Below are 12,723 nucleotides of genomic sequence, written 5' to 3' on the forward strand. Positions count from 1 at the left end.
TTATTCTAAACCCTGCCCATGCCCCCTAACCCCTTTCACCGCGATGCCCTGGTGGGCCAGCTCACCGCGGTGCCCGCGTGGGACCTCATCGTCATCGGCGGGGGGGCCACGGGGCTGGGCGTGGCGCTGGACGGCATCAGCCGGGGCTACAAAACCCTGCTGCTGGAGCAGGCCGACTTTGCCAAGGGCACCAGCAGCCGCAGCACCAAGCTGGTGCACGGCGGCGTGCGCTACCTGGCCCAGGGCGACGTGGGGCTGGTGCGCGAAGCCCTGCACGAGCGCGGCCTGCTGCTGCAAAACGCCCCGCACCTGTGCCACAACCAGGCGTTCATCATTCCGAACTACAACTGGTGGGGCGGCCCGTTCTACACTATCGGTCTAAAGCTGTACGACCTGCTGGCCGGCCGGCGCAGCCTCGGCGCATCGGAACACCTGAGCCGGGCCGAAACCCTGCGCCAGCTGCCCAACCTGCGCCCCAGGGGCCTGCGCGGCGGCGTACGCTACCACGACGGCCAATTCGACGACGCCCGGCTGGCCGTGAACCTGGCCCAAACCTGCATCGACCACGGCGGCACGGCCCTCAACTACTGCGGCGTGCTGGGCCTGCTCAAAGATGCCCACGGCCGCGTGACCGGCGTGCGCGCCACCGACCACGAAACCGGCCGCGAATACGAGCTGCGCGCCAAGACCGTGGTGAACGCCACCGGCATTTTCGTGGATGACGTGCGCCGGCTCGACGAGCCCGGAGCGCCCCCGCTGGTGCGGCCCAGCCAGGGCGTGCACCTGGTGCTGGACCGGTCGTTTCTGCCCGGCGGGGCCGCCCTGATGATTCCCCGCACAGAGGACGGCCGGGTGCTGTTTGCCGTGCCGTGGCTGGGCCGCGTGGTGCTGGGCACCACCGACACGCCCGTGCCCACCGCCAGCCTGGAGCCCCGGGCCCAGGAAGCCGAAATAGATTTCCTACTGCGCACCGCCGCCCACTACCTCACCCGCGCCCCCACCCGCGCCGACGTGCGCAGCATCTTTGTGGGCCTGCGCCCGCTGGCCGCCGCCGCCAGCGGCAGCACCAAAACCAAGGAGATTTCGCGGAGCCACAAAATCGTGGCCTCGGCCAGCGGCCTCGTCACCATCACGGGCGGCAAATGGACCACTTACCGCCGTATGGGGGAGGACGCCATCGACAAAGCCATTTCCTTGGGTCAGCTACCAGCCGCGGCCAGCCAAACCGCCCAGCTGGCCATCCACGGCGCCGAAGCGGCCACTGCGGCCACGGGGGAGGCGGCATTCGCGCACTACGGCGGCGACGCCGCTGGGCTACAACAACTGCTGGCCGAAAACCCGGCCCTGGGCGCGAAGCTCGATGACGAGCTGGAATTCGTGCAGGCCGAAGTGGTGTGGGCGGCCCGGTTTGAGATGGCCCGCACCGTGGAAGACGTGCTGGCCCGGCGCGTGCGGCTGCTATTTCTGGACGCCGCCACGGCTATGCGCGTGGCCCCAGTCGTGGCCGCGCTGCTGGCCCAGGAGCTGGGGTTCGACGCGGACTGGCAGACGCGGCAGGTGGCGGCGTTCGGCGAGCTGGCGCGGGGGTATTTGCTGGTTACGCCGACAGTTCCGCGCTGAATGAACGTCATGCTTATCGGGCGGCCGCGCGGTCGAAGCATCTCTACCGAGCAAGTAATTCAATCTATTAGCTTAGTATTGAGGTAGAGATACTTCGGCTTCGTTACACTTCGCTCAGCATGACGTTCTGATTGCGTCTTCTTCCGTTGACCGCCATGAATTCCTCGCCCCAAGCCGCAACCTACGCCCCCGGCCTCACCAGCCCCGACCTGGCCCCCGTGGCCCCGGCCGAGCGCAGCTGGGGCACCGGCAACTACGCCGCCCTCTGGGTGAGCATGAGCCTGTGCATCCCGACCTACATGCTGGCCAGCTCGCTCATTGAGGGCGGCATGAACTGGTGGCAGGCCCTGCTCACCATTTTCCTGGGCAACAGCATTGTGCTGGTGCCCATGCTGCTCAACGGCCGGGCCGGGGCGCAGTACGGCATCCCGTTTCCGGTGTTTGCGCGGGCCAGCTTTGGCGTGCGCGGGGCCAACGTGCCGGCCTTGCTCCGGGCCATCATCGCCTGCGGCTGGTTCGGCATCCAAACCTGGATTGGAGGCTACGCGCTCTACCAGATGGCGGTGTTGTGGGTGCCGGGGCTGGCCACGCTGCCGGCGGTGTTTCCGGCCAGCTGGGGGCTGGCCACGGGGCCGGCGCTGCTGTTTTTTCTGTTTTGGCTGCTGAACATGTGCGTGGTGCACCGGGGCGTGGAGAGCATCCGCAAGTTACTGGTGTTCAAGGCGTTTTTTCTGCCGGTGGCCGCGCTGGCGCTGCTGTGGTGGGCCATAGCGGCCGGCAACGGGCTGGGGCCGATACTGGCGCAGCCGAGCAAGTTCACTTCCAGCGCCCAGTTCTGGGCCTTCTTTTTCCCCTCGCTCACGGGCATGGTGGGCTTCTGGGCCACGCTCTCGTTGAACATCCCCGACTTCACGCGCTACGCCACCAGCCAGCGGGCCCAGCAAGTGGGCCAAGCCATCGGGCTGCCCGCCTCGATGACCCTCTTTTCATTCGTGGGGGTGGTGGTGACTTCGGCCACGTTCGTCATCTACGGCAAAACCATTTGGGACCCCGTGGTGCTGGCCGCCAGGTTCGAGAGCCGGCTGCTGGTGAGCGGGGCCATGCTGGCGGTGGCCCTGTCCACGCTGGCCACCAACATCGCGGCCAACATCGTGAGCCCGGCCAACGACTTCGCCAATTTTTCGCCCACCCGCATCAGCTTCAAAACCGGCGGCTACCTCACCGGCGTGCTCGGCGTGCTCATCTTCCCCTGGAAGCTCATCGCCGACCCCTCGGGCTACATTTTTACCTGGCTGGTGGGCTACTCGGGGCTGCTGGGGCCCATCGGCGGCATCATGATTGTGGATTATTACGTGCTCCGCCGCCAGCAGCTCAGCGTGCCCGACCTGTACCAGTACACCGGCCGCTACGCCTACCGCCACGGCGTGAACTGGGCCGCCATGCTGGCGCTGGCCGTGGGCATTGCGCCCAACATCCCCGGCTTCCTCACGGCCATCGGCGTGCTGGAAAAGGGTACCGTGTGGCCGGCGCTGGTGGCGGTTTACAACTACGCGTGGTTCGTGGGCTTTCTGGTCTCGGGCGGCGTGTATTGGCTGCTGATGCGCGGGCAAACGGCTGGCCTGCCTGTGGAAACGGCTGCCTCAGCCAGCGTACGGGCCAGCACTATTTCTTCAATCGTTCGATAAACACCGCTTGGCAGTAGCGCGGCCATTCAGCAATCCTGGTGTCCCGGACTTTTGCTGATGATGGCTACGCGAGTAATCTTTGGCGCTATTGGCGCTGCTTATCCAATTCGTCCAGGTCGGCCGAGCCCTGGGCGGGCGGCATCCATTGCCAGGAGCTAGCCGAACCGGAGGCATTTATTTTCAGATAGTTAAGCTGAGCTTTATCAGGCACCAGGTATTGACAGGGGGTCGTTACTGGCAAACCGTCGAAGCACAGCTGCAACGGTTGGGCGTGGCGGAACCACGGCAGTTCAAGGTACTGGCCAGGGCGCAGGCTCCCCACTTCGCGACCATTCACCCGAACCTTGACCAGCGCCGGGCCAGTAGCCGGCACCGGCCGGTACACGTAGATAAACGCGGTGTCGGGGCGGGCGGAAGACCGTGAGCCGGGATAGGCCGCCAGCTCGCCGGTGCGCATGTCGAGGGCGTAAGGCATGGGCTCAGCCGTGTGGTCGGGCTTGTTCATCAGGGCCACCCCCATCACCCCAGCCCGCGCTTGCGCTTCGGCCCGGGCAAGGACGTATTCCTGGTCAAGAGGGGCCTCGCCCACAAACGTGAAAAAACTACCTTGCCGCACCAGCGGGAAAAACCGCTTGCCGTGCAACACAAACAGTTGCTGCCCATCTGAGAAGCCCCACAGGCCCGTGAACTCCTTGCGGTGGCTGCTCCCGTCGGTAGGCAAGGGGCGCACCCGCGCTACCCCCGCCCATTTCTGCATCGCCAACTCGCTTCCAAGCCGCAGCCGGATGGTATCGAGCCGAAATGCCAGGGAAGTATCGGGCCGGTTGGCTAGAAACTGCTCGAAACGATAATACATGCCCCGGCGCGGGGCCTGGCGCAGAATGGGCGGTACCGGTCCGCGGCGGCCGCCCCCGGCCAGGCTGGCCGGCACATCGGATGCCAGCGCGGCCAAGGAGAGAGGTTTTCGGGCGGCCGCGGCCGTCCAATCGGCCCGGTTCAACTGTTCCATGCACTGGCCCAGCAGCAGGGCTACGTGCTCGGCGTGCAAGTACGTGGTTTCGAGCGCGCGGGCGTTGGTGTGCCCTCCTACGCTTTGCACAAAGTGGTAGCCATCGGTCAGGTGCTCATACACATCGGCGGCCAGGTCGGCGCTGGCCTGCTCGGTCATCCGGGTTATGGTTTCGCTCACGCGCAGCTGCCGCAGGCACAGCACCACCGAGTGGTCGGTGGGCCGGGCCGGCAGTTGGGCTTGCACGAACGCCGTTAGCTCGGGCGCGAGGCCTTGTCGGAAGAGCACAGCGGCCGATTTGTTGCCCAGCCCCCGGTACACCACCCCGGTGGCCGCGTGTCCTTCGCGTCCATCCACTACCTGCTCTACCGTCACGGTCCGGTTGGGTACGCTCAGCAGCTGGCCGGTCAAATCGAGGTAATAGGTTTGAGCGCGGGCAGCGGGGGCAGCCGCCAGCAGTAGCGCCGCTAGCAGCAAGGCCAGCAGCAAAAAACGGGTAGACATCATCAGACGGAAATTCAAGGCTTTCCCAAAGTAAGGCTCCCAATCGCCAATGCCGGGCAACCTTTTTTCCGGATGCCAGCCCGCCGCCTGCGTATGCATCTTCCGACCGTTTCCCTGCTTCCCGCTATGCCGACAACTCCTCCCTCTTCCCCCGCTGATTTCTCCGGCTTCGTGCGCGTGCGCGGGGCCCGCGAGCACAACCTCAAAAACGTCGACGTCGACATTCCGCGCGATGCGCTGGTGGTGTTCACCGGCGTGTCGGGCTCGGGCAAGTCGAGCCTGGCGTTCGGCACGCTCTACGCCGAGGCCCAGCGCCGCTACCTGGAATCGGTGTCGCCCTACGCCCGGCGGCTGTTTCACCAGATGGCGGTGCCCGAAGTCACGTCCATTGACGGGCTGCCGCCGGCCGTGGCCTTGCAGCAGCAGCGCGGCGCGCCCAGCACCCGCTCGTCGGTGGGCTCGGTCACCACGCTGGCCAACCTGCTGCGGATGCTGTATTCGCGGGCCGGCGACTACCCGGCCGGCCAGGGCATTATCTACGCCGAAGCCTTTTCGCCTAACACCCCGGAAGGCGCCTGCCCCAACTGCCACGGCCTGGGCCGGGTGTACGAAGTGACCGAGCAGACGATGGTACCCGACCCCTCGCTCACCATCCGGGAGCGGGCCATCGCGGCCTGGCCGCAAGCCTGGGGCGGCCAGAACCAACGCGACATTCTGGTGAGTATGGGCTACGACGTGGATACGCCTTGGCGCGACCTCCCACAGAAGGACCGCGACTGGATACTCTTCACCGACGAGCAGCCGGTGCTGCCCGTGTACCCCGGCTACTCGCCCGAGCAAACCCAGCGGGCCATCAAGCGCCGCGAGCAGCCGAACTACATGGGCACCTTCACGGGCGTGCGGCGGTACGTGCGGCACACCTTCGCCACCACTCAAAGCGCGCTGATGAAAAAGCGCGTGGCGCAGTACATGCTGGGCAGCGACTGCCCCACCTGCCACGGCAAGCGCCTGCGGCCGGAGTCCCTGTCGGTGAAATTTGCCGGCATCGACATTGCCGAGATGGCGCGGCTGCCGCTCCAGCGCCTGGCAGCCCTGCTGCGCCCCTACGCCCAAGGCACGGCCGGCCGGCAGCCGCACGATAACCGGCACCCCGAGCAGGCCATCGTGGCCCGGCTCATTGCCGAAGACTTGGCGGCCCGGCTGGCGGTGCTGCTCGATTTGGGCCTGGGCTACTTGTCGCTGGAGCGCGGCACGCCCACGCTCTCGCCGGGCGAGCTGCAACGCCTGCGGCTGGCCACGCAGCTGTATTCCAACCTGTTTGGGGTGGTGTACGTGCTGGACGAGCCCTCCGCCGGCCTGCACCCCGCCGACACCGAAGCCCTGCTCACGGCGCTGGCCGGCCTGAAGGACGCGGGTAATTCCTTGTTCGTGGTGGAGCACGATTTGGACGTCATCCGCCAGGCCGACTGGCTGGTGGACGTGGGACCGGCCGCGGGGGAGAAAGGCGGCGAAATCCTCTACAGCGGCCCGCCCGAGGGCCTGAAAACCGTGCTGGAATCGCAAACGCGCCCGTTTCTTTTTGAGGCCCCCGTGCTGCCCGACCGGCCCCCGCGCACGCCCAGCGGCTGGCTGCGGCTGGCCGGCGTGACGCGCAACAACCTCGACCGGCTCGACGTGGAATTTCCGCTGGGCGTATTCACCACCGTCACGGGCGTGTCGGGCTCGGGCAAGTCCAGTTTGGTGAGCCAGGTATTGGTGGAATTGGTGGCCGGGCAGCTGGGCCAAGTCCTCAATCCCGAAGACGAGGAGGCCGACGCCCTGGACCAACCCGCCCCGGCCACCCTCGGCGGGCAGATTACGGCCGGCCTGGAAGGCATCAAGCGGCTGGTGCGCGTGGACCAGAAGCCCATCGGCCGCACGCCGCGCTCGAACATGGCCACCTACACCGGCCTGTTCGACCACGTGCGCAAGCTGTTCGCCGCCACCCCCGAGGCCCGCAAGCGCCGCTACGACGCCGGCCGCTTTTCCTTCAACGTGGCCAAGGGCCGCTGCGAAAACTGCTCGGGCGAAGGCTTCGTGATGGTGGAACTGCTGTTTCTGCCCAGCGTGTATGCCCCCTGCTCCGTGTGCCACGGCGCCCGTTACAACGCCAAAACCCTCGAAATCAAGTACCGCGACAAAAACATCGCCGAAGTGCTAAGCCTGACCGTGGACGACGCCTGGGCCTTCTTCGCCGAAGAGCCGCCCGTACACCGCGCCCTCACCGTGCTGCGCGAGGTGGGCCTGGGCTACCTGCGCCTCGGCCAGCCCGCCACCGAGCTATCCGGCGGCGAAGCCCAGCGCATCAAGCTGGCCACCGAGCTGCAGCGCATCGGGCGTGGCAACACGCTCTACGTGCTCGACGAGCCCACCACCGGCCTGCACCCCTCCGACGTGGAAAAGCTCCTGCTCCAGCTCGACGGCTTGGTGGCGGCCGGCAACACCGTCATCGTAGTAGAGCACGACATGCGCGTGGTGGCCGGCTCCGACTGGGTCATTGATATCGGCCCCGGCGCGGGCGAGGAAGGGGGCCGCGTGGTGGCCGCCGGGCCGCCCGCCGAAGTAGCGCAAGCGAAAGACAGCCGAACCGCACCTTACCTAAAACGGTTTTTGCAGCCGGCGGGGTAGCGACGCGGCCCTTCGGCACCTACCAAGCCTTCATTGCCCAGCATTTTCCCTGCCCCATGGACCCCAACACCAACCAGCCGTTTCCCGACCACACCTTCCGCCGCCAGGACGAAACGCCCGACGCAGACTTCTACCGCCTCCCGCGCTTTGTAACGCACATTGACGCCCCCGCCATTGCGGCCGTCACCCAGCTTTACCGCAACTACTTTCTGCCCGATACGGAGCTGTTGGATTTGATGAGCAGCTGGGTGAGCCACCTGCCCGCCGAAATGCCCTACCGCCGCGTGGTGGGCCTGGGCATGAACGCCGCCGAGCTGCACGCCAATCCCCGTCTTGATTCCTTTGTGGTGCAGGACCTCAACGAGCAGCCCACCCTGCCCTTTGCCGACGCTGCGTTTGACGGCGCGGCCATCTGTGTTTCCATCGACTACCTGACCCAACCGGTGGCGGTGTTGCGCGAGTTGGCCCGGGTGCTCCGGCCCGAAGCGCCGCTGGTCATCACGTTCTCGAACCGGTGCTTTCCCAGCAAAGCCATTGCCGCTTGGCACGCCCTCGACGACCGTGGCCACCTCGCCCTGGTGCGGCAGTACCTACTGGCGGCCGGCGGCTGGCACGGCATCGAGCTGCTTGACCGCAGTCCGCAGCCTCCCGGCAGCTCCGACCCGCTGTACGCCGTAATTGCGCGGGCAGCTTCCTGATTATGCTACCCAAACCAAAAGGCTAAAAAGAAAAAAGGCCGTTTCCAATCTGGAAACGGCCTTTTAGGTAGCGAGGACTGGACTCCCCGTACCGGATATGCATTCTGTTGTCTACCAGCTAAACGTGCTTAAACAGCTCAAAAATAAGCCTTTTGGGTAAAACAGGTTTGTTATCTCCACTCCTTTCCGTTAACTTTACTGTGTAACTACTGTGTAACTCCCCCGGCACCGCATGAAACACGTAAACGAAACCCGCAACGCTCTCGAAACCAAACTTCGTCTTGTTAACATCAGCCAAGCTACCCAGTTGGGCAGCATCGTAGCGCAATACAGCCACGGCGGTAAGGTGAAATGGTTTCCCACAGGGTACCGGGTCCGGGAGAAAAATTGGAACGCTGTTAAGCTAGAGATACGCCCCAGTGGTATCGAAGATGTTCCCCCCGTCAGCGTGGAGGATGACAAAAAGAACTCCACGGGTACCAAGCCTAACCCAGTGGCCACCGCTAACAACAAGCTCAAAGATTTCAAGAGCAAGCTTGATACTATTATCCGTGAGTACTTCCAGCAGCACGGTGAAAAGCCAACCATTAAGCAGGTGGAGGTCATCAACGATATAGCGAAAGAGGCTTCACCCCCCGAAGCTCCCAAGCTCACCAACGTTATCGATGCCCTGGGTGCCTTCATTGAAACGAAGGATGTGAAGCCGAACAGCCTTAAGGTCTACTCCGCGCTGCAGGAAAACCTACGTGGTTATAAGGAAGATAAAAAGCAGGACTGGGACGTTGAGACGCTCACCGTTGATGCCTTCGATGAGTTCCAGGGTTGGCTAACATCAAGGGGGTTCCACAACACCACCGTGGAGCGCCGGGTGATAGCGATGAAGAAGTTCCTTGAGTCCCACCAAGAGCAATTAGGCTTTCATTACAAGGACCTCAAGCCCAAATACAAGGTTAAGCCGCCGAAGAACCTTGTCGTGATAACGCTTAGCATTGAAGAACTCAAAGCTTTAGAGGCCTTAGACCTTACCCATAACCCGAGGATGCACCGGGTTCAACAGTTGTTTCTCTTGCAGGCGTGGAGCGGCCTCAGGTTCTCCGACGTAGTAAGGCTGAACGCCTCACATGTTGACGGCGACACGGTGCGAATTGACATAAGCAAAACAGACGATTTTTCCTCAGTACCCCTATTCCCAACGGCCGGGCGAATACTCGCCGAAATCGGCACCGAGCCAATTAGCGTCAGCAACCAGGAGTATAACAGGGTGCTCAAGGACGTGATGAAAGTGTTAGCCGAGACGACGCCCAGTCTTCAAAAGTCAATCACTCAGCTTCACGCTGTTGGCAAGCGAAAGACGCAAACCACAAAGGCTAAATGGCAGTGGATAACAACCCACACAGCTCGCAGAAGTTTTGTCACAATGTGTATTCAAAAGTCTGTCCCTCAGCATTTTACCATGAAATGGAGCAATCACTCGGACCCTCGAAGCTTCCGCAAGTACCAGAACGCGATGCAGGGCGAGGTTGAAGCTGCTCGGCAGTTTATTGATGCCTTCAACGCCTAAAGCTTAACTACTTCACCGCTTAGCATGGTGGTGAACAGCGCCGACGTAGTTACCAACGCCCCCTAGGCCTCCAGTTCAGCCCGCTACGCTGCCAGCCACAACCGTTAGTAATTCCCAGACCCACGGCAAAAACAGCCTCAGCTTCACCGCTGGGGCTTTTTTCATGTCAAACCAGTACGATTAATTTTCGTCGCATTGGGTAGTCGGTGTATGTTTGGTCAAGTCGCTTATTTACCGACAGGCGACTATTTAAGCAAAACCCCGCACATGGAAAAACCCACCAAGCTCTTCAACTTCAAAGCCCCCGTTGTCCTTATCGAAAAGGCCAACGCCACCGCTCAAACTAATTGCCAGACACTCTCCGCAGTCATTCGACGCTACCTCGAATGCTATGTTGCCGCACAGCCCCAGCACGGAGCCAAATAACCGATTCCGCTTACCCTCTTAACAGTGCCAGATGTTATCAACCGTTACGCTATTTGTACCGATTTGTACCGCGTAAATGTCCAGCCCGCTACCACGCTATCTATCACCGGCCCGGCCCCGGCAGACCTCGTCAACCTCACCTACTCCGCCGCCAAGGACACCTACACGGCCGGGACCTACACCGTTGAAAAGGTGCACAGCAACGATGCCGCCTATCATCTACAACTCAACATCTACACCGGTGGCCAGCTCCTGGGCTTCATGTTGACCGATAGAACCAAAAAGTATGGGGTCAGCAAGAACCTCCGGCCGCTCCATGTCACCAACGAAGCCTTTTACACCCTCAACCACGGCGGGGAATTGGCCGGATTCCTTCAGGCTTTTGGGCTGGAAGTAGCTAACTCTAGCCAACTCGACATTTGCCTTTACACGCAACAAATCGACCCCGCCAAACTTATTCAGCGCCTTACCGGCAAAACGGGTAAATACCAGCGCATCATGCGCCGCAATGACAAGCACGAAACCGTCATTGGGGCCAGGGACGAACGTACGGGCAAGATTTTCAATACTACCTATTTCGGCAAGGATAGCGAGACAGTAACCGTTAAGATTTACGACAAGTCCTTTAAGCTGGCCAGCCAGCCAAAACAGTACGTTTCCGACTGGCACCTTGCCAATGGGTTCGACCCCAGTAAGCCAGTGTACAGCGTCGAAGTCAGCATCAAGGCTCGCGCCCTGAAAGAGTACCGGTACAACAATGCCGTTTCAAACACAGGCAAACAGACGGAAGCAACTAGTTATTGCATTGATTTACAAAGACTCAACAGTCCCGCTTACCTCGCGCAGTTGTTTCAGCATTTTTGGCCGCTCGACATCCGCAAGAAAGATGCTACCCGTCCTCAGAATTGCACCCGTGTTTCGCTGATTGACTACACTATTCACGGTGAAGCCGAACTTAACAAAACAGTCGAACTCCGGCCTACTACCAGCACCCTGACGATGGAGAAAAACGTTATCAAATACCATGTTGCCGAATTCGCCCACACCGGTGAAAGTATTCACCTCGACATGGCCCGCGCCGTTGCCCAGCGTCATCAGCTAACCGAAACCCTAGCTAAGCAGCTCGCCAAATTCACTCCGGCTTCGTCAGCGTTACCAGCTCCAACAGAAGCCCAGCAAGTAGCTGCATAACCCACCCGTATAACAATGCCGTTTCAAAAACAAGTAAGACCTATGTAAGCAACAATACATCAATCAGTTACTAGGCAAAGAGTCTCGTGGTATCAAAAACAATCGGCTGGCACCGGTTGTGGCTGGCATCGCGGGACTTTTTTGCTTCCCAAGAGAAAGAACTTCAGCACCCTCAACGGGGCTAGCTGCTGCCCGTGGGGCTTGGGTTTGGAATGCAGCACAGCGCAACGAGAAGCGCAACCAGCAGCGTCTACGGTAGCACCGTGGCCACCGGCGCCAGCGAAGGAAGCAGCGCAGCGAATGACTCCACGCAGAGGAGAGCAGAACGTTGTTACCTGATGGAAATTTGGTGAATCCTGGGGTGTAGTAGCGGCCCAAAACCCCTTAAAAAGAAGCCCTCGGTAATTACTATGGCTCTCCAGGGGTCCGTCAGGCTGAACCGTTGCATGCCGTTAGCACTCCGATTTCGCTTGGTCTTTAAGAAGTTAAATTATACGTTCCTGAATAGCAGCTAACCCCACTTTATTGAGGTCTACTTGAGTAAAAACAATGGTGTAAGGCACCTTTTCGTACCTAATAATAACAGCATTTTTGGCCTCTGCGCGGCTTTAAACAGCAATCTGCTACCTACCTACAAGCGCGACAAGTTTAAAAAGCCGATTTTGCCTTTTTTTAGGCCCAATGCCTGCATATTGCTGTCAATCAGTGGGTGAGTGGCACCCCATTTACAAACGTGGGACTGCGCTTTCAATGCCTAAGGTCTCTCCCGCTGTGGAAACAGGATTGCCTCTTACCTGAGCATAGAGAACTATAAAAATTTATAGTAATCCCTTTCACCATGATTGGTTTAAACTTGGCTATCCGGCCGGTGCCAAGCGGAGTACAGGAAGGACGCATTGAGTTACAAACAGCAGTAAGCCCGACTACATCGTCGGTGGTGCTAGCTTTGGTTTTCCATCTTCGCTCCTATACCATCCAAAACAGCCAGACGGTGAACAACGCCAAGGTAACGTACACCAAGAACACTGACTTATGACCAAATCCCTACTCCTACTTGTTGCCAAGAGTTAAGGTATTCGCATGAGATACAGCCAATTCATCAAACACTACTCTATAAGCGAACCACTAGAGCCAGAAGCCGTGCAGGCCTTGGCAGCTTGGGAAGCCCGATACCGTGCAGAGTTCAGGGGATTAGCGGTCCGTTTTAGTAAGCTACATCTTGCTATCGATGCCCAGAAGCTCACCACCACACGTGAAGAGTTGAAGCGGCTGTTCGGTAAATGGGAAACCGTGGTGCTTAACATGAACTGTGTTAAAAATTAAGGGGTGAGGGTGAGTTTTGAGCTAAAATCAGCTTGATAG

At 60.8% G+C, this 12,723-nt stretch carries 8 protein-coding genes; 7 read left to right on the plus strand and 1 reads right to left on the minus strand.

All coding sequences use genetic code 11. From position 1 onward, the window contains the following. Nucleotides 1-18: 18 nt before the first annotated feature. Both IEW17_RS14520 and IEW17_RS14525 read left to right on the plus strand, forming a co-directional pair. Nucleotides 19-1,620 (plus strand): glycerol-3-phosphate dehydrogenase/oxidase, encoded by a 1,602-nt coding sequence (locus IEW17_RS14520; RefSeq protein ID WP_188562776.1) that lies wholly within the window; start codon nucleotides 19-21, stop codon nucleotides 1,618-1,620. A gap of 155 nt (nucleotides 1,621-1,775) precedes the next feature. After that, on the plus strand, nucleotides 1,776-3,305 hold the full coding sequence (locus IEW17_RS14525) for an NCS1 family nucleobase:cation symporter-1 (protein WP_188562777.1): 1,530 nt from the start codon (nucleotides 1,776-1,778) through the stop codon (nucleotides 3,303-3,305). 85 nt (nucleotides 3,306-3,390) lie between these two features. Here the strand turns inward: IEW17_RS14525 and IEW17_RS14530 are convergent, their stop codons facing one another. Beyond that, on the minus strand, nucleotides 3,391-4,821 hold the full coding sequence (locus tag IEW17_RS14530; RefSeq protein ID WP_188562778.1) for a hypothetical protein: 1,431 nt from the start codon (nucleotides 4,819-4,821) through the stop codon (nucleotides 3,391-3,393). Between the two features lie 123 nt (nucleotides 4,822-4,944). Here IEW17_RS14530 and uvrA point away from each other — a divergent pair, with 123 nt between their 5' ends. The 5 genes from uvrA (at nucleotide 4,945) to IEW17_RS14555 (ending at nucleotide 11,361) form a co-directional block, all read left to right on the plus strand. Further along, entirely contained in the window at nucleotides 4,945-7,485 is a 2,541-nt protein-coding gene (gene uvrA / locus IEW17_RS14535) for an excinuclease ABC subunit UvrA (RefSeq protein ID WP_188562779.1), read from the plus strand. A gap of 56 nt (nucleotides 7,486-7,541) precedes the next feature. Further along, the gene (locus tag IEW17_RS14540) at nucleotides 7,542-8,183 is read left to right on the plus strand and encodes a methyltransferase domain-containing protein (RefSeq protein ID WP_188562780.1); all 642 of its coding nucleotides are present in this window, start codon (nucleotides 7,542-7,544) and stop codon (nucleotides 8,181-8,183) included. Between the two features lie 232 nt (nucleotides 8,184-8,415). Further along, nucleotides 8,416-9,744, plus strand: a complete 1,329-nt coding sequence (locus IEW17_RS14545; protein WP_188562781.1) for a tyrosine-type recombinase/integrase — start codon at nucleotides 8,416-8,418, stop codon at nucleotides 9,742-9,744. A 267-nt stretch (nucleotides 9,745-10,011) separates the two neighbouring features. After that, a complete protein-coding gene (locus IEW17_RS14550) occupies nucleotides 10,012-10,170 on the plus strand; it encodes a hypothetical protein (RefSeq protein WP_188562782.1) in 159 nt (52 codons plus the stop codon). A 24-nt stretch (nucleotides 10,171-10,194) separates the two neighbouring features. Next, nucleotides 10,195-11,361 carry a hypothetical protein gene (locus tag IEW17_RS14555; RefSeq protein ID WP_229749015.1) on the plus strand — a complete coding sequence of 389 codons (1,167 nt, stop codon included), beginning with the start codon at nucleotides 10,195-10,197 and terminating at the stop codon, nucleotides 11,359-11,361. Nucleotides 11,362-12,723 lie beyond the last annotated feature (1,362 nt).

This window comes from Hymenobacter frigidus (genome assembly GCF_014640435.1).
GTDB classification, from domain to species: Bacteria; Bacteroidota; Bacteroidia; order Cytophagales; family Hymenobacteraceae; genus Hymenobacter; species Hymenobacter frigidus.